Annotated in this window: 22 protein-coding genes; 3 read left to right on the top strand and 19 right to left on the bottom strand. The window is 56.4% G+C overall.

Translation table 11 applies throughout. The features are described from left to right. Nucleotides 1-54 precede the first annotated feature (54 nt). The 7 genes from smc to G7Y41_RS10040 all read right to left on the bottom strand — a co-directional run bounded on the left by smc (nt 55) and on the right by G7Y41_RS10040 (nt 9,261). Nucleotides 55-3,618, bottom strand: a complete 3,564-nt coding sequence (gene smc, locus G7Y41_RS03920; protein ID WP_165315115.1) for a chromosome segregation protein SMC — start codon at nt 3,616-3,618, stop codon at nt 55-57. Nucleotides 3,619-3,648: 30 nt separating this feature from the next. Beyond that, nucleotides 3,649-4,095, bottom strand: a complete 447-nt coding sequence (ndk, locus tag G7Y41_RS03915) for a nucleoside-diphosphate kinase (RefSeq protein WP_165218050.1) — start codon at nt 4,093-4,095, stop codon at nt 3,649-3,651. A gap of 158 nt (nt 4,096-4,253) precedes the next feature. Continuing rightward, nucleotides 4,254-4,991, bottom strand: a complete 738-nt coding sequence (gene dhaM, locus G7Y41_RS03910) for a dihydroxyacetone kinase phosphoryl donor subunit DhaM (protein WP_165218506.1) — start codon at nt 4,989-4,991, stop codon at nt 4,254-4,256. Then, nucleotides 4,988-5,620, bottom strand: a complete 633-nt coding sequence (gene dhaL / locus G7Y41_RS03905; RefSeq protein WP_165315116.1) for a dihydroxyacetone kinase subunit DhaL — start codon at nt 5,618-5,620, stop codon at nt 4,988-4,990. The genes dhaM and dhaL overlap by 4 nt, the downstream gene beginning before the upstream one ends. 7 nt (nt 5,621-5,627) lie before the next feature. Beyond that, entirely contained in the window at nt 5,628-6,620 is a 993-nt protein-coding gene (dhaK, locus tag G7Y41_RS03900; RefSeq protein ID WP_165218054.1) for a dihydroxyacetone kinase subunit DhaK, read from the bottom strand. 100 nt (nt 6,621-6,720) lie between these two features. Further along, on the bottom strand, nt 6,721-8,604 hold the full coding sequence (locus G7Y41_RS03895) for a bifunctional folylpolyglutamate synthase/dihydrofolate synthase (RefSeq protein ID WP_165315117.1): 1,884 nt from the start codon (nt 8,602-8,604) through the stop codon (nt 6,721-6,723). Between the two features lie 402 nt (nt 8,605-9,006). Further along, nucleotides 9,007-9,261 (bottom strand): hypothetical protein, encoded by a 255-nt coding sequence (locus G7Y41_RS10040; RefSeq protein ID WP_231367366.1) that lies wholly within the window; start codon nt 9,259-9,261, stop codon nt 9,007-9,009. Nucleotides 9,262-9,324: 63 nt separating this feature from the next. Between G7Y41_RS10040 and G7Y41_RS10035 the strand changes: the two genes are divergently transcribed. Further along, complete coding sequence (locus G7Y41_RS10035; RefSeq protein ID WP_231367365.1) at nt 9,325-9,813, top strand: DUF4352 domain-containing protein; 489 nt, start codon at nt 9,325-9,327, stop codon at nt 9,811-9,813. Between the two features lie 417 nt (nt 9,814-10,230). Here G7Y41_RS10035 and G7Y41_RS10210 read toward each other — a convergent pair whose 3' ends face one another. The 7 genes from G7Y41_RS10210 to G7Y41_RS03855 all read right to left on the bottom strand — a co-directional run bounded on the left by G7Y41_RS10210 (nt 10,231) and on the right by G7Y41_RS03855 (nt 17,321). After that, complete coding sequence (locus G7Y41_RS10210; RefSeq protein ID WP_165315118.1) at nt 10,231-10,917, bottom strand: RloB family protein; 687 nt, start codon at nt 10,915-10,917, stop codon at nt 10,231-10,233. Between the two features lie 9 nt (nt 10,918-10,926). Further along, nucleotides 10,927-12,258: an AAA family ATPase gene (locus tag G7Y41_RS03880; RefSeq protein ID WP_165315119.1), complete on the bottom strand. Its 1,332-nt coding sequence runs from the start codon at nt 12,256-12,258 to the stop codon at nt 10,927-10,929. A gap of 130 nt (nt 12,259-12,388) precedes the next feature. Then, complete coding sequence (locus tag G7Y41_RS03875) at nt 12,389-13,423, bottom strand: exo-alpha-sialidase (protein WP_165315120.1); 1,035 nt, start codon at nt 13,421-13,423, stop codon at nt 12,389-12,391. After that, the gene (locus G7Y41_RS03870) at nt 13,420-14,901 is read right to left on the bottom strand and encodes a tripartite tricarboxylate transporter permease (protein WP_165315121.1); all 1,482 of its coding nucleotides are present in this window, start codon (nt 14,899-14,901) and stop codon (nt 13,420-13,422) included. Before G7Y41_RS03870 ends, G7Y41_RS03875 begins: the two co-directional genes overlap by 4 nt. Continuing rightward, nucleotides 14,898-15,407 carry a tripartite tricarboxylate transporter TctB family protein gene (locus G7Y41_RS03865; RefSeq protein WP_165315122.1) on the bottom strand — a complete coding sequence of 170 codons (510 nt, stop codon included), beginning with the start codon at nt 15,405-15,407 and terminating at the stop codon, nt 14,898-14,900. Before G7Y41_RS03865 ends, G7Y41_RS03870 begins: the two co-directional genes overlap by 4 nt. A 67-nt stretch (nt 15,408-15,474) precedes the next feature. Then, nucleotides 15,475-16,452 (bottom strand): Bug family tripartite tricarboxylate transporter substrate binding protein, encoded by a 978-nt coding sequence (locus G7Y41_RS03860; RefSeq protein WP_165315123.1) that lies wholly within the window; start codon nt 16,450-16,452, stop codon nt 15,475-15,477. An 8-nt stretch (nt 16,453-16,460) separates the two neighbouring features. Next, nucleotides 16,461-17,321: a dihydrodipicolinate synthase family protein gene (locus G7Y41_RS03855; protein WP_165315124.1), complete on the bottom strand. Its 861-nt coding sequence runs from the start codon at nt 17,319-17,321 to the stop codon at nt 16,461-16,463. 99 nt (nt 17,322-17,420) lie between these two features. Here G7Y41_RS03855 and G7Y41_RS03850 point away from each other — a divergent pair, with 99 nt between their 5' ends. Continuing rightward, entirely contained in the window at nt 17,421-18,095 is a 675-nt protein-coding gene (locus G7Y41_RS03850; RefSeq protein ID WP_165315125.1) for a GntR family transcriptional regulator, read from the top strand. A gap of 29 nt (nt 18,096-18,124) precedes the next feature. After that, entirely contained in the window at nt 18,125-18,298 is a 174-nt protein-coding gene (locus G7Y41_RS03845; protein WP_165315126.1) for a hypothetical protein, read from the top strand. On the opposite strand, the gene G7Y41_RS03840 is transcribed toward G7Y41_RS03845, so the two are convergent. The 5 genes from G7Y41_RS03840 to G7Y41_RS03820 form a co-directional block, all read right to left on the bottom strand. Beyond that, nucleotides 18,278-19,111: a hypothetical protein gene (locus G7Y41_RS03840; protein WP_165315127.1), complete on the bottom strand. Its 834-nt coding sequence runs from the start codon at nt 19,109-19,111 to the stop codon at nt 18,278-18,280. The genes G7Y41_RS03845 and G7Y41_RS03840 overlap by 21 nt on opposite strands. Nucleotides 19,112-19,358: 247 nt before the next feature. Beyond that, nucleotides 19,359-20,240, bottom strand: a complete 882-nt coding sequence (locus tag G7Y41_RS03835; protein WP_165315128.1) for a carbohydrate ABC transporter permease — start codon at nt 20,238-20,240, stop codon at nt 19,359-19,361. Next, nucleotides 20,237-21,154: a carbohydrate ABC transporter permease gene (locus G7Y41_RS03830; protein WP_165218080.1), complete on the bottom strand. Its 918-nt coding sequence runs from the start codon at nt 21,152-21,154 to the stop codon at nt 20,237-20,239. Before G7Y41_RS03830 ends, G7Y41_RS03835 begins: the two co-directional genes overlap by 4 nt. Further along, nucleotides 21,151-22,410, bottom strand: a complete 1,260-nt coding sequence (locus G7Y41_RS03825) for an ABC transporter substrate-binding protein (RefSeq protein ID WP_165315129.1) — start codon at nt 22,408-22,410, stop codon at nt 21,151-21,153. The genes G7Y41_RS03830 and G7Y41_RS03825 overlap by 4 nt, the downstream gene beginning before the upstream one ends. A gap of 57 nt (nt 22,411-22,467) precedes the next feature. Then, nucleotides 22,468-24,453, bottom strand: coding sequence for a glycoside hydrolase family 31 protein (locus tag G7Y41_RS03820; protein ID WP_165315130.1), 1,986 nt, complete (start codon nt 24,451-24,453; stop codon nt 22,468-22,470). Between the last annotated feature and the right edge of the window lie 28 nt (nt 24,454-24,481).

The raw sequence follows: 24,481 nt of genomic DNA, 5'->3' as shown, positions 1-24,481 counted from the left end.
TTTTACGCGATGTGTGCGCCCTGGCGTTGATCCGAACACCGTCCTTGACAACGCTCACGCAAGTTTTTGCGAGACAACAGTTGTCACTCCATCTCGCATCGTCACCCCGTAAAGCGCGTCGGCGATCTCCATCGTTCGCTTTTGGTGCGTAATAACAATGAGCTGCGACTCTTCGCGCAGTTCCTTGAAGATTTCAAGGAGCCTTGACAGGTTCATATCATCGAGAGCGGCCTCGACCTCGTCCATCACATAGAACGGCGACGGCCTCGCCTTAAAGATCGCCACAAGAAAAGCAATCGCCGCAAGAGACCGCTCCCCACCCGAAAGCAGCGACAACCGCTTGACTTTCTTCCCCGCGGGCCGAGCCTCAATCTCAATACCCGTCGTCAACATATTTTCCGGATCTGTCAACACCAAATCCCCTTGACCGCCGGGGAACAACACCTCGAAAGTATGCGCAAATTCCCTGCGAGTGTCAGCGAATGCCGACTCAAAAGCCTCTTCAACCAGGCGATCAACATCCTCAATGATCCTCAGCAGATCCGCCTTCGACTTCTTCAGATCCTGCACCTGCGACACAAGGAAATCATGGCGTTGCTTCGCAGCCTCATGCTCCTCAAGGGCCAGAGGATTCACCCTCCCCAGACGTTCAAGGTCCCTCGACGCTTTCTCCAGGGCCCGTTCCTGCTCCTGACGAACAAAGGGGCAAAACTCGGTGGCCTCGACCTCCTCATCCGGTGACTCGACATCCCGAGGGAAAACAGGAACCAAATTGTGCGGCCCGAACTCCTCAACGAGCTGCTCAGCCTCCAGCGAGAGTTCCTCCATCGCTTTCATTTCCAACTGCTCAACACGCATTCGCGTCTGTTCGCGTGCAATCTCATCGCGATGGGATGCGCTAAGTAGCTGACCGAGCTCGGAGTTCATCGCGTCGATCTCTTTCCTCGCCTGCGTCACCGACTGTGAGACCTCCGAGCGTTCCTTTTGCGCTTCCTCCCGCTCGGCATCGGCCTCAGCAAGCGCCCGCGCCGCAACATCGACAGCCATAGCGGCGGCCTCAGCCACACCCTGTGCTTTGCGCAGTTCCCTCACACGGACAGCTTCCTGACGCGCAAATCGGGTGCGAGCCTCCCTTTCCTTCGCCGCCGCCTGACGAAGGGACCGGGCCCGCGCCTGAACCTGCCGTGATTCTTCCTCAATGGCCCGCAGTTCCAGCCTCAGCCGTGTCTCCGTTTCCCGAGCCTCCCGGGCAGCCGCAGATGCCTCATCAGCGTGTTTCTGCGCAGCGTCAAGATCTTCCTCCGGGGCACTCTGCGTTGAATCGTTCATCCGATTCTTCGCTTCAACTTCCTGCTGCTGTGCCCATTCCACCTGATCGCGGCTACGTTGGAGATTCGCCTGAGCACGCTCGGCCTCGGCACGAGCAGCCGCAACCGCAGACTGGGCGCGAGCCCTCTCCTGAGCTTCCTGTGCGCGAAGCGCATCCTCGGCCCGTAACGCAGTGAGCGCATCATTCGCAGCTTTCACACACCTATCAAGATGTTCGTTCGCCGCTGCAAGCTCCCGCTGAATCGCATCGAATCGCCCCTGAGCTTCGTTGGCCCGTACTCCTGCTTCCTCATATTGGGCGCGCAACGCAAGGATCGAACGCGACTCAGCTCCCGTTCCAGACAGCCGTCCCGATCGATAAACGTCTCCTCGGAGAGTAACGACGGCCTCAACCCCGGGAATCGCCATGACAGGAGAGATCAGCTCAGCGTCTTCAACAACAACTGTTGCCTCAATGAGGTCAGCGAAATCAACGTCGGGAGCGATGGTGACAACGTCCCGCATCCACGTCGCACCGGGCGGAAGGGGGACGAGGACGGGGCCGGGATCCCCGCGCTGTGCCTTCGCATCGGACTCGACCGATGCATCGGCGGCGATCACCATACGAACCAGGCCGTTTCCTAAAGATTTCACCCGCTGAAGTTCCTTCAGCGCATCGTTAAGCGATGCCACAACCACAGCCCCGGTAAAGGGAGCGAGCACGGCTGCGGCTGCGTCCTCGTACCCGGAGGAAACACTCACGCGGGAGGAAAGCTCACCAAGAACTCCGTGGCGCCCAAGCAATTCGCGCGTCGTATCTTCGGGGATCAGGGATTGTTCAAGGGTGTCCCTTCGAGCGAGCCACGTCGCACGATCAGATCGCGCATCGCGTTCGGCATCAAGAAGTTCACTGACGCGAGCACGGGCGTCTTCCCGTTCAGCGACGGCGCGGGAATGGGCCGCTGATGCATTCGATTCCGGCGCCACCTCGTCATCCACATCTGAGATGTGCTTCGCCAGCGTATTCTCCGCGAGGGCCAAACGTTCACGCGCCTCGTCGTAAGCCGTCTGCGCGCGTTCCGATTCGTTCTTTGCGGCCTCGACGCGAGAAGACGCTGAGGAGACGTCACCGGAAAGTCGCGCAACACGTTCGCGGTGATCAGCGAGAACCCGGTTGACACGGGCAAGTTCGCGGGCTGCCTGCTGGTCACGATCCTCGCATTCGTGGCGTTCGTGGGTGTGATTGGCCAGCACTGTCCGGGCGTCTTCCACGCGGGCAACGAGAAGCGCGTCCTCGTCGCTTGCCGCACGCGCTCGTTCTTCGAGGACCTCGGGGTCGTCTCCCGTGGGAGGAAGAGGAAGCGTTGAATGAATCATCACGCGTTCCTGGGCCGCCATCTGCGTGCCGCGGAGCCGTTCATGCAGAGTCGTCAGTTCCTGCCACAGCTTCATCGCCTGCTCAACCCGCGGCGTTGACTCAAGCTCATGTGCTTCCAGTTGCGCAAGCCGCGCCCGCGCGTCGGCAATACGCCGCTGGAGTGCGTCCTGACGGTGAAGCAGAGCCCGATCCGATTCCGTCTGGGCCGCAAGGCGATCCCTAGCGGCCACGAGGTCATCGGCGAGGATTCGGGCACTGGCATCCCTGACCCGCGCCTGAATGAGGGTTGCGCGACGGGCAACCTTCGCCTGACGAGCCAGGGGACCTAATTGACGATGAATCTCATTCGTCAAGTCAAGAACACGGACAAGATTCTGATCCATGTCAGCGAGCTTGCGCAGGGCACGTTCCTTGCGGCGCCGGTGTTTGAGAACGCCCGCGGCTTCCTCAATGAAGCCGCGCCTGTCCTCCGGTGTTGACGAAAGGATGGCATCGAGCTGCCCCTGACCAACGATGACATGCATCTGCCGTCCCATGCCGGTGTCGGAGAGAAGCTCCTGAACGTCAAGCAGCCTGGCGGGAGTACCGTTGATCTGATACTCCGAACCTCCACCGCGGAAAAGGGTTCGAGAAATCGTGACCTCTGAATAGTCAACATCAAGAACACCGTCAGTGTTGTCGATAGTCAGATCAACCTGCGCCCGACCCAGAGCCGGGCGCCCCGAGGTTCCCGCAAAGATCACGTCGGCCATTTGGCCACCGCGCAGAGTTTTTGCTCCCTGCTCCCCCATCACCCACGCAAGGGCATCAACGACATTTGACTTGCCCGAACCGTTGGGACCAACCACGCAGGTGATCCCCGGTTCCAGGCGAAGAGTCGTTGCGCTGGCGAAAGACTTAAATCCCCGCAGCGTCAGGGTTTTCAGATGCACCCACCCAGAATAGGGGGTATCAACGCAAAATCAGTCGATTTCAGGGAACCACAGCTTGATTTCACGCGCCGCGGACTCCGGAGAGTCCGATCCGTGGATCAGGTTCTCCATCGCAGGAGAGTTCCATGCACGACCAAGATCACCGCGGATTGTTCCCGGTGCCGCCACCGTCGGGTCGGTGGCTCCCATGAGTGAACGCATCCCCTCGCACACGCGCACGCCTTCAACGATGATCGCCACGAGAGGGCCGGAGGACATAAAGGCCACGAGTCCCTCGAAGAAGGGGCGTCCCTGATGCTCCGCATAGTGTTCTTCAAGGAGTTCGCGCGAGGCAACTTCAAGTTTCAAGCCCTTAATGGTGTAGCCCTTCGCCTCGATCCTGCGAAGGATTTCACCCGTGAGTCCGCGACGGTACCCGTCAGGCTTGACGAGAATCAGCGTATGCTCCAGGTTCCGATCAAGAAGGTGCTGGGTCATTGGTCCCACCTTTCAGTCCATTTTTTGATAGAAGGACAGCATAGGGCCAAACCCCACACTTTCGGAAGCAGTGAAACGACGGCGGGTCGGACGTGCGGTCTCATCCCACACGTCCGACCCAATTCGCAGGTCTTTCACCACGCTGAACTGCGATGCTTCTATGCCGTCTCCAGCAGTTCAACGAGAGCCACGATCGCTTCGGCAGCGTCTGGCCCCGTTGCAACAAGATGAACCGTTTCTCCTTGCTTGACACCCAACGCCATCACCTCAAGAACTGAGGCTGCATCCGCACCGTTCACCGTGATCTCCGCGTCGAATCCCGCAGCTTGACGCGCGAGGAGTGCCGCGGGTCGAGCATGAAGCCCTACGGGATCGGCAACAACAGCATCCGCGGTGATGGCACCGGACGCTTCCGGTTGGGTTGTCTGATCCACAGACCCCGCATCTGCGCCAGCTAAAGGATCTTCCCCCTCGATCTCAGCTCCTCGGCGGTATGCGCCCCGTGCTGCGGCCGCAACAGAACCGATCGGGTCATCCAGCTGCGCGCGAACAGCAGCGGCAACCGCACCCTCAACAAGTGGGGCATCGACGAACTGGAGGCGCTGAGGGTCGTCAGCAAATTCCAGAACCGATTCGACAGTCATCGTCGCCGACCCCAGATCAGTGAGGATCACGACGCCGGAGTCCTCGTCTGAATGACCGGAGGCCTCAACAGAGGCAAGAGCAGAGTTGACGGCCGCCTCAATGAGGTCATAGGACGTGCCGATTCCCCCATCCTCTGTTCCGCCGGCAGCGTTGATCGTGACATCCGGAGCCATCTGCTGTGAGAGTTCAACCAGCCCCTGTGCGAGAAGCTTCGAGTGCGAAGCAATGACTAAAGCGACGCGTGCCATCAGACCTCCCGGGCCGTGAGGTATGCCTGCTGGAGGATGATCGCCGACGAGGTCGCGCCCGGGTCAAGATGACCGATGGAACGGTCACCGAGGTACGATGCGCGACCTTTCGTGGCTTTCATCGGCTCGGTTGCAGCGGCACCTTCTCGAGCGCCAGCTGCCGCCGCTTCAAGCACCGCCGCGGGAACCGCTCCTGCTTCAGCAGCAGCCTTCGCTGCGTCGGCGGCAGCGCCCCATGCGTCGACCATTGTCTTTTCACCGCGTTCTGCTTTACCGCGGGCCTGGATTCCTTCGAGTGCAGCCGCGATGACCGCGGCAACATCCTGGGATTCCAGAGGGTCCACGGGCGCGGTCTTGGCTGCCCGCATGAACGCGGTACCAAAAAGCGGTCCAGCGGCACCACCGACCGTTGACATGAGGGTCTTCGCAACGATCTTCAGGACTTCCTGAACCGACTGTGGTTCCGCCACGTCGAGGGCGAAAACAACCTGAGAGAATCCTCGATCCAGGTTCTCTCCGTGGTCACCATCGCCGATTTTACGGTCCAAGTCGATGAGGTATTCGCGTTTCGATGAGACCTCTTCCTGGCAGGCTTTCATCCAGCGAATAGCCCAAGCCGCGTCCAGTGTCATCGTGCCCTCACTTCCAGGCCGGCGTGTGAACCGGCGCGTCAAATAGTTCGATCAATTCGTCGTCAACACGCAGCAGCGTGATGGAAACACCCGGCATTTCCAGGGACGTCACATAGTTTCCCACAAGACAACGTGAAATCTCGATACCATCGGCTTCGAGGAGTTGCGCGAGTTTACGGTGGCAGATGTACAGCTCTGATTCCGGAGTGCCGCCCATGCCGTTGACCAGCGTGATGACACGCTCACCCTTCGTCACTCCCAGATCGTCACGGACCTTCGTGTACAGCTCTTCGATGAGAACATCCGCGGGTTCCATAGCGCCGCGGCGGTAGCCGGGTTCCCCGTGGATTCCGATGCCGAGTTCAATCTCATCTTCACCGAGGTCGAATGACGGCTTCCCAGCGTGGGGAACGGTGCATGGACCAAGCGCCAGGCCCATTGATCGCATCTGAGAATTGACCGTGTTGGCAATCCGTTCAACGGTGTCGAGGTCGGCGCCGGTTTCCGCGCAGGCACCGGCGATCTTCTCAACGAGAACCGTTCCAGCAACACCGCGACGCCCTGCCGTGTAGAGGGAATCCTCAACGGCAACGTCGTCATTGACGATGACGGAGCGGACCTCAATGTCGTCCATGTCCGCCATTTCTGCCGCGGTCTCAAAGTTGAGGACATCGCCCGTGTAGTTCTTGACGATATGAAGGACGCCTGCACCCCGGTCCACGGCTTTCGTGGCTTCAAGAATGGGATCTGGAGTTGGCGACGTGAAAACAGCGCCAGGGACAGCCGCGTCAAGCATCCCTTCTCCAACGAATCCCGCGTGCAGTGGTTCGTGGCCTGATCCACCACCGGACACCAGCGCAACTTTCCCGTCTGCTTTGGGCTCTTTACGCACAACATAATCGGGGTCCAGGTGGACGCTCACCACGTCGGCGTGCGCCAACGCGAATCCTTCAAGCGTTTCCTTAACAACATTGTGAACATCATTGACCAGCTTTTTCATGGTGCCTCCTTGCAGCATTGTCGTGGCCTACACCACTTATCGTGCCACCTTGTCTCCCGAAGTTCATCTGCTGAGGGAAAACTGAGGAAAGGTTCAGAACCTAGGGCCGATGTCCTGCAAGAGTGAGCATTTCACCAGCGAGCATGACAGAGCCGAAAACAACGACACCCGAGCGATCTGCCGGGTCCGTACTCGCCTCAGCAAGTTCAGCCGCACGGTCAACCGCATCTGCGAGATCCTCCCGCACATCAACCCGATCAGGACCGAAAACATCGGCGGCAATCGCGCGCAACTCGTCAACAGACGCCGCCCTCTCCCCCGGCATCTGCGTGACAACGATCGCGTCAAAATACGGTTCAACCTGCGCGAGCACCGTTTCAATGTCCTTGTCAGCCATTGCGGAATACACACCCACTGTGTGGGTGAATCCGAAAGACTCCTCAACTGCATCGCCCAGGGTTGCAGCACCCGCCGGATTATGCGCGGAGTCAACGAGGATGGTCGGCGATGTACGAACCACCTGAAGCCGTCCCGGCGACGTCGCATTCATCATTCCCTGTTCAACAATCCTGCCATCCAATTGCCGCCCACCCATGAACGCCTCAACAGCAACCAACGCCAGCGCCGCATTCGATGCCTGATACTCACCAAAAAGTGGAACAAACACGTCCTCGTAAACCGCTGACGGGGTCCGAATAGTCACCAACTGTCCACCGACCCCCATCTGCCGGTCGAGGACGTCGAAGTCACGCCCCTCCAGGCGAACGATCGCGTCGACATCCCGGGCCTTTTCACAAATAATCTCAAGGGCTTCGTCGGGCTGCTGTGCCACAACAACGATCTGCCCGGGCTTGATGATCCCGGCTTTTTCCGTCGCAATCTCACGAATCGTCGATCCCAGCCACTTGGTGTGGTCCTTCGAGATCGGGGTGATCACAGCCACTCCTGAGTCGATGGTGTTCGTTGCATCCCATCGACCACCCATCCCCACTTCGATCACACCGGCATCCACCGGGTAATCAGCGAAGGCGGCGAGCGCCATAACCGTGAAAACCTCAAAGAACGACAGCCGAGGACCACCGTTAGCTTTCGAGCGTTCATCAACCATGCCGATATAGGGCTCAACATCCTCCCAGGCACGAATGAAGCCGTCGCGGCTGATGGGTTGACCTTCAAGGCAAATGCGTTCGCGCACGTCAACGAGATGGGGAGAGGTGAATCGGCCAGTTCTCATGCCGAACGCCGTCAGCAGTGAGTCAGTGATCCGGGCAGTCGATGTTTTCCCATTCGTTCCGGTGATATGGATCGTCGGATAGGAATTCTGTGGGTCCCCAAGAATGTCAAGAACCGCCCGGACTCGTTCGAGCGAGGGCTGCACACTGTGCTCGGGGGCGCGTTCGACGATGCTGTGGTAAATCCTCTTCACTTGGGCGTCGCGCTCGAGGTCACGTGCTGCCTCATCCAGCGCATCGTCGTGAGACATTCTCCCCGTGGCGTGGTCCCCGCGTCCGTCGCCATTTTCTGCGCCGCCATTCATTGACGAGGACGAGCCTGCCTCATCATCACCATCGAACCATTCGTCATCGTCACCATCGGACTCAATTTCGGCCAGGATCGAAGGGTCGGGACCAAGAAGCAGGGAATGTTCAACGAGGGCACGCAGCGCCGCTTGACGTTCGGAGTCGTCATGCAATCCCTCGGCTCGTGGATTCGCTGATGTTGTCGCCGCTAAATCAGGCGAGGCCTGGGAGGATGGCGATCCGTCTGTGTGAGAAGCGAAACTTCCGCGCAGGGGTGAGATGCCTAGGGGTGAGCTCTCAGGGGAAGGCGCGGCGTCGTCCTCGTCAATATCCCCATCGTCTAGGTCAGGTGCGTCAGCAGCTTCGAGGTACGGGATGAGATCGGCAGGAATTCCACGCGACGCATCGGCTCCCTGGGATTCGTCGGGGTCGCTCCCAAAGAAAGCGGGATGTTCGTTCGCCATATTTCCTCCACGATCGCCACAAAGTTCGGGTCTAAGGGTACTCGGTTCGTTTGGTTGAGGCTGAGATGACGAGCGTGCCTGTGAGTCGTCGGTCAATCGGAGGCAGCACTAGGGGTGCGCCAGTGAGACGCGAGATGATGTCGCTCAACCTCAACAGACCCGTGCGATGCCCCATGAGGCGCTATAGCTCGTTCTGATGTCGCGCCACGCTGCGTGAATACTTGGTACACACGGGTCACCAACTATGCTTTTTTATGAACTGTTCAGGATTTCGTCTGCGTGTTGATCACGTGAAAACCTTCGGTTCCTTTCCGTATCCATTTCATCACGACAGGAGTCAACAATGAGCATCCCTCCTGAAACTTCATTGCCACAGGCAACTGGAGTAACCCCCCCCCAGCCCTAAATCATCCTGAGAAACCACCGCGCAACACCATTGGCCTTGTCGCCCTGGTCCTTGCGGTCCTCGGCACGATTCTCGCCTGCATCCCCGGCCTCGTCATTGTCGGCTGGATTCTCCTGCCTATTTCCTTCATTCTCGGCATTGTTGGTGTCTGCCAGAAAGACAAAGCTCACGGCCAGTCCATCGCCGCGATCATCATCTCCATCGTCGGAACAATCGTTGCGGTCATTGCTTTCATCTTCATCGTTGGCCACGCGTTCTCCACTGCCCTTGACGAGGCCACAGCCACGTCCACATCCACGTCATCCAGTGAGACCATGACCTCCGATGAGAAAGAGGCCGCGGACTCCGGTGACTCCGCCGGTGATAAGGATGCTGGGAAGACCCGAGAGAATCCTCTTCCGCTGGGATCGACGGTGTCCACCGACGACTGGGATCTCACCATCAACTCCGTGAACCTTGACGCGGCTGCGGAGATTGTTGCCGCGGACATGATCAACCAGGAACCGGCTGAAGGGGAAACGTACATCCTCGTCAATGTCACGGCCACATTCAAGGGTGATGACGCTGACGGATCGATTCCGCTGGCCTCAATCGACTTCGTATCGGCTGAGGGTAAGAGCTTCGATTCCACGTCTAAGCTGCTTGTTGCTCCCGAGGCATTCGATTCCCTGAGCACGCTCTACAAGGGCGGATCAACAACTGGAAACATCGCGATTGCCGTTTCAGGAACCGATGTCAACCAGGGTGTCCTTGCCGTTCGCGCTGCGCTGCTGTCCGACAAGGTTTTCGTCGCTGTGAAGTGACATCCCCCAGGTCAAGGCCCGATGCACCGCGATGCCGTAGCCGGCATCGCACAGCGGCTTGAGGGGCGCATGAATGCACCCCTCAAGCCGCTGGCTTCCGCCTATGAAACGTGTCAGCTGAAGACAAATGACACGGCTGCTCGCCACACGCTCGTCCCAACAAATCCGCAGGTCAGAGACCTCCGTTTCCGAGTTTGAGACTTTTTCGTTTCCGAGTTTGAGGCTTTTTCGTTTCCGAGTTTGAGATCACGACCTCTCATGTATGAGAAGCCTTCGTTCGCTCGGACACTCCGCGGGAAACAGGAACCGCGCGCCCAAGGGACCTAAGAATCCGACGTTCACTGGGATACCCCTGCGGAAGCTCACGGAACATGAGAACGAACGCGGTACTTCAGGCATTTCACCAGATCACGTGAATCAGGCTCTAGATGATGGATCCCATCGAGGGTGAAGTATTTTCGCGCGAGAATCGAGATAGGAAATGAACTCTGGCATTTGCGACGACCGTTCAACAGGCCATACTCCTTGACGTTCTCCCCTCCGAGTCGCGAGATAGTGATTTTCGTTAGTCACCGCAAAATCGGTTTGTTCAATCAACCAGGCAGGGATTTCGCAGCCTTTAGTGTATTTTGGCCACCGTTTCTGAAGAGCATCGAAAGCCTCCTCATTCGATCCCGGCCGGCAGGTCGAGTCAAAGTGTTGAACAAACCATGCTTCGATTGAGCAGCTCTGAATCGCTACCCGGTGATGCTCAGGATCACTCTTGACCCACTGAATAAGATCCTCGCAATGCACTTCATTCTGATCCACATCACAGATGATCCAGATCGATTGTCCCCGATCATAGCGCGTCCATTGTCGTTCGATACGTTTCGCCTCCTGAAGATGATTGAGAAGCGAAGTTTTTCTCGCACTTTGACTGCCCCGACGGGTGAGAAAATGAGGAGCAAAGAGTCGCGGATATCGGTATTCACATAGTGCACGAATATATTGTTCTTCCGTCTTTCCTTCAGCGCAGATATAGACGATCTCACGAGGAGTCCGCGATTGATTCCGACGCCCTCGACTCCGATCCGACAGCGGTCTTCGTTTCCTGGAATTCACGATCCCCCCTCACACGCGCGGCACGCCGCCGAGCCTGCCCGACATGTATGAAGAGAGGAGATCCGCGTCCTTGCGTACGCCATCTCGTGAAAAGTCTGAAACCCGGGTGAGCTGCGTCTGGCCACGTTCCTTCTCGGCGAGCCAGATTTCATCGCGACGAAGAATATCCGAGCGCATGAGCTGAATCTCGTGTGTCGTAAAAATTAGCTGGCGGCGCTGAGCCTCGCCGAGTTCATCGAGGAAAATCCGAATAAATTCTTCGGTAAGTTTCGGGTGCATCGAGTTTTCCAGTTCGTCGATGACGAAAACTCCTCGTAAATCTTCTTGCCGTAGCTGAAAGAGTACGGGGAGGAGATTCATGAATCGTTGCGTACCATCAGACTCTTCCCGAAGGTGGAGATTAAAACCTTCCGACTCCTCGTGTGGACCAGTTGAGATGTCATGCCGAGCAACCAGCCGACGAGCACGCGGACGCTCATCAGCAATGTCGAGAACCGCGTAGTCTCTAGTCTCTCCACCAACGATAAATGCACCGCCGTCTTCTTCGAGTTTGTTGATCAACTCGTCAACCTGCTCAGCCTCAAGCGGGAGCATGCTGACCTTCATTTCTTCAAGAACAAGTTCGGAAATTCCCGTATCCGCACGGGAGAGGCCTGCATTCATCGCCTGAGCGAACAGTTCGTCAGCATCGAAGAGAGCGGGGAGATGCACAAATTCTGACGAAGGGAAAATCACCGTAAGCTGCTGAGCAAACCACGAGTATGCTGCCGTGAAAAACGAGGGTTCCACATCTTCATCCGATCCGACGGCACCCAAAACGGTTTCGTTATCCGAAATAACTTCGGTATGCGCAACGACCCTTTGATTGTTCTGGAACTCAGAATCAAGCACCACGTGCTTCCCTGTTCGCTCAAAGAGGTAGTCTTCGGTCTTCTGACGCCGAATGAGTAGCGCCTCATAGCGGATCTGACGGCGATCAAATTCAACTTCGTACACGAGGGTAACTTCCCTCCGACGCGATGTCTTCGTTTCAATGTCGACGAGAAAATCGATCTCAAATCGCGATGGCTGAGTCTTTCCATCCGGCAGGTGCGGGAAGGCAGGAAGCGTAGCTCCCGGACGACGCGCACCCACGACAATGTCGCGCAGCGCTGCAAGAGCCCTGACAAACGTTGATTTTCCAGCCGCATTTGCCCCATATATTGCCGTCACAGGTAGCACGCGTTGTCGTCCAACTCGCGTCAGTCGGTCGCCATACCGCTGTTCACGGGTGGCGATCATGGAGAATTCAGCAGTCTCCGCGTAGGACTTCCAATTCGTTATCGAGAACGACAGAAGCATCGAACCCTCCCAGTAAATACATTTGTCGTAGTTTTCTTGCGTCAATTGTACATGAATCACCGAATGAAGACAACAGGTTTATGGATTCGCTCCTCCAAACCGCCACATCCGTCGCTCAGCGTCGGCAGCACTAAGCCTCCGGAGACGTCTCCATGCTCAACCTCGCAAGCGCGATAGCCTGGCGCTGCCAGGAGTATGTCACCCATAGTTCATTGCCCACACACAGCATCGCAGGATACGAATACTCACCTACCCCATCAGTAATGACACCGTGTTCGGACACTGACCGTGGACGCCCTGTTGAACCACTCGCATGTTTCTCGATGATCAATTCCGTTGTCCATGTCTCTCCATCATCGTCAGAGGATGACATCGCAAGAGTGGAACGAGCGCCCCAGTTTGAGGTCGATAGGTTGTGTGCACACCAAAGTGTTCCCTGTGAATCAGCGAGCGCCGCAATTCCTGAGTTGTTATTCGGCAAGCTCGTTGGAATCAACGGCGACCAATGACACCCATCGTCGCTTGTCGAACGAAAGACATGCCCCTGTGTACTCCGAGCAAGCATGACGAAGGCATGTTCACGTCCAGGTGTAATCGTGGGCTGGATACACCCAGCCCCGTCAAGCACTGAGTGATCAAGGGGAATCATGTGTTGTTGCCAAGTGTGCCCGCGATCATCGCTGATATCGACAAAGCAATCCCATCGTGCAGCTGTCCAGTTTTCCACCGAGCCTGCTGCGATCCACCGACGGTCCTTGATTATCGGTGACTGCCGAATTGGACCGCGCCCTCCGGATTCATCTGCGGGGACCAGTTCCCGAGGTTCACTCCATGTTCGTCCATCATCGTGAGAAACAACAACCCACGTCTTCCACCGCTCGATGCTGTTCCCCTGCTTGTAAAACAGCCACAATGATTGGTCTTCTACGCGCATGAGCACAGGATTCCACTGAGCTTCAGTGTGGTTTAGACAGGGAAATGTCGGCGGATTCTTCCCCCGTTTGACGGCAATTGTTGTCGATGGATGTCCTTCATGTGGACCAACAAACCACCCGACAAGAGGATCCCCTTCACACGTTGTCGTGACCGTCGACGCATGGACCTGTAGGCCGGGTTGGGGCTCGGTGAGGAGGAACTTGTGTGTCAGTACGAGATTCTTCTTCATAGTGCAGCCTTGTGCTGCTTCAGTTGACGAGCAATCGTCGGCCACACAAGCCCCGCAACGGTACAGATCAAAAGAATCAGAGAAATAGGACGGGTAATGAATTCAGTGGGCGGACCGATGAGCATTGCTCGCCTGAGATTCGACTCAGCGAGCGGTCCTAGAAGAAAACCGAGGACGACTGGTCCCGCGGGGACCCCTATGCGTCGCAGCAGCAATCCAAGAAGACCGAAGACCAACATCTGGATCACCGTCAAGATATTGTTCGTCGTTGAGTACGTCCCAACAATGCAGAACACGATGATGATTCCCCAGATCAGCTGCGGCGGAAGATCCAGGAGACGCGTCATCGCTCGTGTCCGCACAAGACTGATGATCGTTGAGGCGAGCGTCGCAAGAAGCATGACAGCGATGATGATGACAACGATATCCGGGCGGCGCTCAAACAGAGACGGACCGGGTTGAATTCCCCAAATGATCATGGAACCGATCATGACCGCCATCACCGAATCTCCAGGAATCCCCAGTGAGAGCGTCGTTGTCAACGCACCTCCGAGTGTTGACGCAGACGCCGTGTCCGATCCGACGAGTCCCTCTATCGACCCTTTTCCAAATTCTTCAGGTTTCTTCGATATCGCTTTTGCACGGTTCCATCCGATCAGTCCCGCGATGTCACCACCCGCAGCTGGAATCACCCCGATGAGTGCACCCAGGGCACCAGACAAAGCCATTGGTTTTGCCACCTGTCGCATCTCAGACTTCGTTGGCCACCACCGTCCAAGACTCGTAATAACGTGGGTCTTATCGCGACGGTACGTGAGAATCTGATCGAGAACCTCTGTGATGCCGAAAAGTCCAATGATGATGGCAATGAAGTGCAGACCACTTGTCAGTTCATTCGTTCCAAAGACAAACCGCGGATCCCCGGTGATTGGGTCCAAACCAACCATACCGAAGGTGATCCCAAGGAGCCCAGCAAAAATTCCTTTAGCGAGAGATTGAGTGGAGATTGAGATGATCACTGTGAGGCCAAAAGACACGAGGGCGAACATCTCAAAGGGACCGAAATTCAGTGCGAACTGAGCGATTGGCTGGGCAAAGAACATGAGAACGATCATTGACATGAGAATGCCGACCGTCGTCGCTATCGCCGAAATTGATAGGGCAAGACCTGCCTGCCCTTTTTTCGCCATCGGATACCCATCGAGTGTCGTAGCGACGGCAGCGGGGGTTCCCGGAGTGTTCAGAAGAATTGATGGAATACGGTCACCGTATTGTGCTGACACGTAGATCGCGAGAAGCATGGCTAGCCCTTGCGCAGGCTCGAGTGTCAGCGTGAAGCTCGTAGCGAGGGCGACAGCCATTGAAATGGTGATTCCCGGGAAAATTCCCACGAGAAGACCCAGACCAAGCCCGATGACAAAACAGAGGAGCGCGATGGGCTCAAACAACGCTGAAAGACCGTCAATGATGGCATTCATAGTGGCACCTTGAGGAGAAGCCGGAAGATCACGAAGAGGATGAGGGTGACGATCGTTGGGAAGAGAGCCAACGTCTGCCATCGACGTTCCCCATAGAGCCAATTGGTGAGTGCAAGAAAGAGTGGCGTGATCACAAGAAAATGGAGTCCGATGATCCAGATTCCTACGGCGCCTATCAGCGCTGCGATCGTTGCGAGGAGCCAGAGCCATCCCATGCGGTTTGCGGGTTGGACGTTTCGCTCGATCGCGCGCCGCGTCAGAGCATTGAACAGCATCCACAGTCCGCAGAATATGATTCCAGCCCCAATGATTGTTGGCCACCAGCGAGGATCAATACCGCCTGTCTCGTTTCGCAGCTCAATGCTTCGAGCACCGACCACGGTGAACACACCGAAAGCCGCGATAACGAGAGCTGAAAGTACTTCTAAGCGAACTGACTCAGGAGCATTCGATACTCCTGCTGATGTAGCGTCGACCTGAGCGGGCATCTCCATTGATGTCGGCATGATGTCTTCTTTCTCTTGGGTGTGCGCTCCCCGAGGTGGGGAGCGCACACCCGGTTCATCTGCTCAGTTACTTTCCAAGGAGTTGCGCAAAGCGCTCGGCCTCGTCATTGGCAAATGTTGAGAATTCCTTCGAGTTGCGGTAAACAACAAGATTCCCACTGGATGTGATGACATTCTTGTAGGAATCTTGTTCTGTGGCCTCTTTGATTGCCTTCTCAAGAGTCTTTTTCACCTCGGCAGGGAGTCCCTTAGGAGCATAGATTCCTCCCCAGCCCCCAATCTCTATATTGACGCCCTGCTCTGTGGCGGTCGGCACATCCGGCAGCTCTGGATGGCGCTCCGAGTGGAAAATTGCGAGAACCTTGAGCTTCCCGTCTTCAAGGTTCTGTTTGACTTCGTTCACCCCGGAGAAAGCCGCATCGACTTGCTTGCCAAGGACGGCTGCGACTGCCGGTGCTCCTCCGTCAAAAGGCACGGATTTAATTTTCGCCCCAGTCGCATCAGCAAGCGAAAGTCCGGCCATTTCCCAAATCGACCCTGATCCGGAATTCGCCGCCGTAAGCTCCGTTGTCTTTGCCGCCTCAACAAATTCTTTGAGCGTGTTATACGGGCTATCAGCGGGCACCGAAATGACTCCCGGGCCAAGCATAATTTGGCCAAGCATGTCGTAGTCGCTTGGAGCAATATCGTAGTTCAAGCTGCCGAGCATGGAGATCTCTACGGGAGCAAAGCCGATGGTGTAGCCGTCGGCAGGCTGGTCCTTCACGTGCAACATTGCCGTTGATCCGGATGCTCCAGGTCGATTTTCAACAATAATTGACTTCCCAAGAATCGGCTCCATTGCCGAAGCGAGGGCACGTGACGAAAGATCGGATCCGCCTCCAGCAGCAGCTTGCACGATGAGAGTGATGTCCTTTGAGGGATAATCACTTTCAGAGGAAGAAGCGGCAGGTGTTTTCGTATTGATTCCTGCGGACGAACATGCCGCGACGCTGAGTGCACACCCCGCGGCAAGGGCGAGGCTAAGGATTTGCGGTGGTTTCATCGTGGTTCCTAACTGTGGGTGAGAGTGATGACGGAAGAAATAAGATCGCGGGTGGCAGCATCCGGCGGGTCGATGCTCATACGGCATGTCCCACCAGCTCTCCCCTGTAAGTCGAGAGCCCATTTGATGTTGGCGATGCTGGGTCCAAGTACTGCAACGGTTTGTTCAATGCGTTCTTGCACGGCCGCAATTGCAGGCTGATCACCGGATTCCATTGCTGACGACAGCTCGGCCCATAAATGCGGACAAGCACCGCTCACGCCCGAAACTGATCCGGTCCCTCCTGCTGCAATAGTTGCTGGAATATCCGCGTCATTTCCCGACCAGAGCTTGAAGCCCGCAGGCGCATTGTTGAGATACTCTAAAACGCGAGCTGACGCTCTCGCAGAAACCTTGATTCCTGAAATACCAGATTCAAGAACCTGAGGGAGGTCACGCGGGAGAATGTCGGTGACGGCAACATCGGGGAATATATATCCGTACAGCTCGCCTTCACACGCTTCTCGGATTGCACCCCAGTGTCTGACGATCCCATCAATGGATGCTGGAAGATAGTACGGGGTAATCGCCGCAAAGCGCTGTGCCCCCAGGCTCACTGACTGCCGTGTCAGTTCAAGAGATTGCAGGGTGCTTGGCGCTCCAACATGAACGACTGTCCGTTCTGCGCCAAAGACGGTCAGACAGCATTCCACGAGCGAAGCGTGCTCACTCACGGTCAGCGCATGGAATTCACCGGTCGTTCCCGCAACGAACACGCCATCAAGCAGCGGCGCGAGGACGTTGATATTTCGTCGAAATCCGGCAATATCTAGCGATCCATCAGGGTGAAACGGAGTCGTGAGGGCACTGAGAATTTCGGGTTTTGTCATCGAGAGCACATCCTTGTGTCGATTACCGTTAACCGTTAACAGAAAGGGTAACCGTAGAATAGGTCGGATGTAAAGGACACGCGACGAAAAGGATCAAGCATGCCTGTCACCGCTCTGAAAGCAGTTGCCCTCGGGCAGCAACTCACAGATGACCTACGGCTGCGAATCGTTCAGTTGGAATTCGCTGAAGAAACACGCCTCGTTGAAGACACTCTGGCCGCTGAATACGGCGTCAGCCGCGGTCCCGTTCGCGACGCTCTCAAAACGCTGACGTTTGAGGGACTCCTTGAGAGCAGACAGCGCGGCTACTATGTCCGATCCTTTAGTCAGAAAGACGTTGACGAGCTCTACGAAATTCGTCAAGCAGCCGAGACTCTCGCGGGCCAACTTGTGTTGAACAGTCCTGACCCAGATTGGTCTGAAGTCCTTGAGTATCTGGAGAAAATGCGTGTTGCCGCTCAAGCACACGACTCCGATGCCTTCGCCCGAAGCGATCTTGCGTTCCATACCGCGTTTTACGAGATGTCAGGAAATTCTCGTCTCGCTAGCCTATGGCTCCAGTACAAACCAACATTCGCCACGTTACTGAGCATTACGAACGCCCAGGATCACGACCTCCATCCCTCATACACTGCTCACGTCAATCTCTACGAATATGCTCGCGATCGGCGATCGAAGGAGTTCTTTGCCGAACTTTCCTCCCATCTTCACGGTTCTCATCAGCGACTCAGTGCCGTCGTTGCGCACCAAGAAGCACGCTTGTTCGAGGCCTAGACCTTCACTCCGCAGAGGTTGGATACGCAGTGGAAGCCAGCATCATGCAATCCTCGTCAGCCGTTCGCTCCACAGAGGTTGAGAACGCGGGTAACTGGGAATTGCCCGTTGACTGCGGTGCGACCTCGATGGTGACTACCGCGACGCAACCATCAGTTTCTTCTCGCCGAATTCACGTGCTTTCAGTTCTCCTGCTCCTCTGACTTTTCCTCAGACTCCGTGTCCGTTGACGAGGACGAGGCGGGAGTTCCGTACGAATACTCATATTCACGCCAAATTCCTGAACTCCCGGTGATGAATGCCTTTCCGCTGACGATGCTGCCAGGGCGGGGAGCTGGTTGGCTGTCGATGGGGAGAGCGAGGGTACACGGCACAGCGCAGTTTGCGGAGATTTTGTACCACTGTTTCCCCGTGAGTGAGTTCGTCACAACCTCAACGTTTTCGCAGATAGCACAGAACATCGCCAGAGGAGAGACGTCTTGCGGGGATGCTGTGCCGTCAGCGAGGGCAAAGAGCCACGGACTCGCAACAAATGATGGTCCGAGAAGTACGTCAGTTTCACCGGATGCTTCCTGGGAGCGAACCCAGTCGTTCTCGCAATCAAAAATCTTGACGTCAAGACCGATTGCTCCCAGTTGATAATCAGTGAATATGGCAAGCTCCCCTACTGCTTTTGGATCATATTGGGGGTAGAGAAACGGGTCGTCAACAAATGCCGCAACTTTGGTGACGAGAGCTCCGTCCTCGTCACAAATGCTGAGTTCGGCTATACCCGGCCAGATCTGCCACGCTTTGACGTTCAAGCCTCCCTGGCCGTGGACCGTGAAAACTCCAGTGGACATTCCGTCTGTCGTTTCGATGAAACCGATGCATGCCCCCGATTCGTCCTCGCAAACGGAGACGTGCCTGTAGGGGCCGAAGGGAAGTATTTCTTTGTGTTCCGATTCTTCGATAACACGCGTCGTCTCTTCCCAGTCATCGTGGAAGCCGAGCGCCGAGAGGCCAGTACCAGTCATGAACCACAGTCTGTCAGATTCTCGACAAGGACATGACGTTTCAACGGCAAGCTGTGGATAAGTCTGCGCAGCGGTCGACGATCTGCACGTCTACTCCGCGTCAAGAGGTGCGCAAATGCGCCTCGTCCTCGTCCCACGAAACCCGCTGCCTCTCACCCAAAGAACCCGGGGAGCGGTTCAATTCGCACCCCGGGATCTTCAGGAGCAATTCATGTACCCCACTCTCATCACACGAAGGGAAACTCCCCTACCCTTTCGTCGCACCCCCAGCTAATCCGGCAACGATGTAACGCTGAAGAGCAATGAAAATAATCAGAACTGGGAGAGCAATCAGTGTGGCAACCGCCATCAAGTCGTTCCAGTTCGTTCCGTATTGCCCAATTAAGCGATTCAACGCAACCGTCAATGGCTGAACATGCTGCTGAGTCGACAGAGTTAACGCGAAGGTGAATTCACCCCACGCCATGAGGAAGGAAAACGACCCGATCATCACAACACCCGGACGAATCGTCGGGATGATGATGCGAACAATCGTCTGAAGGACACCTAAACCGTCAAGTTTCGCCGCTTCCTCGACCTCATAAGGGAATTGCTTAAAGTAGGGGCGAAGCAAAATCACCGCAAAGGGAAGAGTCACAGATACATCAGCGATGATGATCGAGGCATACGTATTAATCAACCCCATCTGACGGAACATCACGAACATCGGGATTGACACAGCGATTGCGGGAAGAAGCTGCACAACGGTCAACAACACCATCATTGACGTCGAAATTCCGGTGCGATACCGCGCCACTGCATACGAGGCTGGAACCGCGATCAGCAGCGTCAACACCAATGTCCCCGTGGCAATGATGAAGGAATTCCCCAGCGCAAGCCATACGCCGTATTCGTCAGAGAAAGCAGCTCGATACGAATCCCAGTGCAGAGCCTGAGGAATCAGATGGGGAGGCTGCGCGAAAGTTTCCGCCTTGTTCTTGACCGAGGTGGTAACCATCCAATAAACAGGAAACAGGTAAATCACCGCGATGAGCCACGCGAGGGCGGACTTACCCCAGGCGAGGCGTCGCCGACGTTTTTCACCGGCGGATTCAGGGATTACCGTTCGGGAGCGCGACGCAGTCATCATTGGTCCTCCTCACGTAGGGAGCGCACGTAGAACCACGACAGAACCAACGGGAGCACCAGCGTCAGAGTCGAGGCCGCGGCACCGTGTCCGAACTCGAAAATCTTGAAAGTTTCAAGGTAGGTATAGATCGGCAACGTGGTTGTGGCATTAACCGGTCCGCCTTTAGTCATTGTGTAGATCAAGTCGAAAACTTTATACGTGTTGATCACACCCAGGAGCAGAACGGAAATGATCACCGGGCGCATCAGCGGTGACGTAATAGACCAGAATTGCCGCCAACGACCCGCACCGTCAACCGAAGCTGCTTCATACAAACTTTCGTCGATGGTGTGTAGACCGGACAGCAGGAGCAGCATATTGAAAGGAATACCGACCCACAGGTTCGCAGTGACGATTGCAACCATCGCAGTGGTGGGTTCCGTGAGCCACTTGATCGGCGAATCGATGAGGCCGAGCTGGCTGAGAAAGAAATTGAGAACCCCGTAATCTGAATCGAAGATCCACTTAAAAATCGTGCCGGTGACTACCGGCGGCAGAATCCAGCCAACCAAAAGCAACGCCCGGATCACGCCGTTTCCGGGGAATGATTGACGGAAGAACAGGGCCAACGCATATCCGAGGATAAATTGAAGAACCAGGCAGGACACGGTGAAAACAGCGGATAGCCACACGCCGTTCCAGAACTGGTCGTCGGCAATAACGGCAGCGTAGTTCTGAAATCCTGTGGGAGCGAAATCTCCGGTGATGAGGTTTGCACCGTTGGCGTTACTCACCGAAATCCACAGGTTGTAACACAGCGGCCCCAGCAGGAAAACGACGATGTAGATCAACGCCGGGACCAGGAGAATGAAGCCCAGGCTTCGGGTGCCCTTGCGAGCACCCGAAGCCTGAACATGACGCGTCTGACGTCTCACTTCTCAGCTCCCAGAAGAGGAGTGATCGCCTGTGCTGCCTTCTTCGCAGCATCTTCAGGCGACGACACGCCCGTTAGTGCCTCCTGGAGGGAGTTTTGCACGGCTTCAGAGACCTTTGCATATTCCTTCCCATAGGCGCGGGCGTGAGCAATAGAGAGCTGATCCTCAAAGACTTTGAGGTTGGCATCTTCCGAGAGCTTCAACTTGCCAGCCAGGTCAGGACGCGCTGACAGCTGTCCCGTTTCCGAACAGTAGATCTTCGCACCTTCGGCTGAGGTGAGGAATTCAGCGAAGAGAGCTGCCCCTTCGGCTTGCTTCGCGCCATTCATCACCATAACGTTTTCGCCGCCGAGGCCGGTGGCAGCTTCCTTACCCTTCGGCAGTGGGGCAACACCCCACTCGAAGTCCACATCAGCGAGGTTTTGCAGTTCCCACGGACCGTTCATCATCATTGCAGCTTTGCCAGCGGTGAACTGTGTACGCGCATCCTCTTGGGAGTAATTCGTTACCGAGGACGACATGGAGCCGTCGTCAATCATCGACTTCAGGAATGCCAACGCCTCAGAACCTGCTGTCGCATAATCCTGCAAATCACCGCCGGCCTGCCAGACAAAGGGCAGGAACTGGAATGTGCCTTGTTCATTCTTCACAGCGGAAATCGCCAGACCCGACACGTCGCCAGATGACAGTTTCTTCGCCGCGTCTTTGAGCTCATCCCATGTTGTTGGAACGGCAACGCCGGCGGCATCGAAAAGAGCTTTGTTGTAGTAGAGGCCCAGGTTGTTGGAGTTCAACGGCAAACCGTACGTCTTGCCGTCCATCTGCGTTGAGGTCCACGGTCCCTCGTAGAACTCACTGGACTTGGATCCAGCAGTCTCGGTGAGATCCTTTGCGATCCCCAAGGCTGCGAAGTTTTGGTTGTCAACGACATCCACAATTGCCAGGTCGGGCACTTCCCCACCGACTGAACCTTGGACGATGGATTTCGCCAGGTCACCGTAGGCGAAAGATGTCCGTTGGATTTTGTACTCGGGGTGAGCCTTCTCGAAAGCTGCAACTGCGGCATTCATCCCGGTGTTGGATACGCCTTGGCCCAGGTAGTCCCACATTTCAATGGTGGTGACGTCACCGGACGAGGCTCCGTCGGGGCTTGTGGCCGAGCCGGAAGAGCCCGATCCGCCACACCCACTCAGCCCTAAAGCAAGGATCGCCGCGCAGGCGGCTGCGACTCCCAGATGTCGTTTCGAGGTGTTCATTGTTCTTACTCCTTTGTAGAACGGGTTGTGTTCTTGTGTGTCAGTGAAGGCGTCGGCTCACAGGCCGATAGTTGCTCCTTCGCGAACAAAGGTGGGAATACGTTCCAGTGGGGCATCCACTGTCGCGCGATCTCCCCCCTCGTAAATGAGACCTGTGGCGAGGTCCCGCCAGGAGTCACCGGACGGGAAGTAGGCCTCGAGCAATGTTGTGCCTGCTTCAAGAACGGGACACACCAGCAGGTCAGAACCCAGGAGGAATTCCATCGGCGTATTCCACGCCTGAGGATCACCCGGGTAGTTCAGGAAAAGCGGGCGCATCGGAGGGATGCCCTGCTCAGAGGCCTCACGCATGAGGTCATCGATATAGGGGCGCAGTTTTTCGCGCAGTCGAATATGGTCCGCTGCAATCTCGAAGGCTTGCTCGCCATAAGACCAGATTTCATTGGGACCGCCGGGGCTGACTGATCCTTCGGCTTCACGAGGTTCCCGGTGTCCGTGGAGGCGGAAGAGAGGGCAGAACGTTCCGAACTCGAACCAGCGGATGAAGAGTTCCTGGTAGTCAGGATCCGTGGGGTCACCTCCGTGGAATCCTCCAATGTCGGAAGTCCACCACGGAATCCCTGAGATCGCGATGGATTGACCTGCTGTGACCTGTGTGCGCAATGCTTCCCATGTGGGAGCGATGTCACCTGACCACACGGCGGCACCGTAACGCGCTTGTCCGGCCCATGCGGAGCGGCACAGAAGAACAGTTTCTGGAGTGCCAGATTTCTGCATTCCTTCGTAGAAACCTTTGGCATTGTCGCGCGGATAGGTGTTGTTCACTGCCAGGCCAGAACCGGCGTAATAGGAGAGGTTATTGGGGTGGCCGGGATTGAGTTCGGGTTCGCAGGCATCCAGCCAGAACACACGAACACCCAGGTCGTGATAGTTACGCTGAATGAGGTCCCACAGATAGGCACGTGCATGCGGGTTCGTGGCGTCATAGAAAGCCATCGGCATGGCCGTGGTCATTCCTTTATCCTTGAATTTCTGATGGAATTCAACGCCGTTTTCGCATCCGACAAGGTAGCCGTTGCGTTGGAATTCATCGTAGTTTTCAGAAAGTGTTGACACGGTGGGCCACACGGACACCATGAGGCGTGTGCCCATCGAGTCAAGTTCCCGGATCATGGCGACCGGGTCAGGGTATTCGACCTCGTCAAAACGGAAATCACCCATTGCTGGCCAGTGAATAAAGTCTGAAACGATAACGGACAGTGGAAGGTCGAGCTCGTGGTATTTTCGTGCAACTTCAAGGATCTCGTCCTGGGACATGTAGCGCAGGCGTGACTGCCAGAAGCCCGTTGCCCAGTGAGGCAGAACTGGCGCGTGTCCAACAGCATCTGCGTATCGGGAGAGAATCTGTGCCGGAGAGTCCCCAAAGCACACCCAGTAGTCGATGAGGTCGGTGCCGTGCCCAACCCACCGAGTGAAATCTTTGGCGAATTCAACACGCCCGACGGCCGGGTTATTCCACAGAAGCCCATATCCCTTGTTGGACAAAGTGAAGGGGATGGAGACTTCACCGTTGCGTTGGATGAGATCGAGGACAAGACCCTTGTGGTCAAGATGTCCGTGGGAGTGCTGCCCTAGGCCAAATAGCTGTTCATCCGGGGGCGAGGCGAAGACCTGATGCACTTCGGTCCCCCCGAACCCAGGGTAGATACCGTGGGCACCCGGCCACCAAAAGTGTTCGGGAGCTTCCTCGAGGACGACTGAGTCGTGACGCAGAAAGCGAGTGAGAAGCCGCGGGTTACCGGCACCGGCGTCCACACGGACATCAACAGCAATGTCGCCGGCAACCATGTGGATCGTGTCGGAGGTGTGGGTCACTGTTGCCGGTATGGGATCAGGGGTATCAATAAGTGCGCCGTGGTGAGCCTTGTCGAGGCTGTGGCGGGAAATCCTCACACGCAGCGCATCGGGCCCCCAGGTTTCCACTCGCATGAGCTGATGTTCGTGGCGTACCTCGAATCCGGTGGAGTGAACGTCGATGTTCATTCTTCCCTAGCCTTTCTGATCGGTGCGC

It is taken from the genome of Schaalia sp. ZJ405 (assembly GCF_011038885.2).
In the GTDB taxonomy this organism is placed as follows: Bacteria; Actinomycetota; Actinomycetes; order Actinomycetales; family Actinomycetaceae; genus Pauljensenia.
The sequence above is the reverse complement of the archived record's forward strand: the minus strand, read 5'-3'. Positions and strand labels throughout refer to the sequence as shown.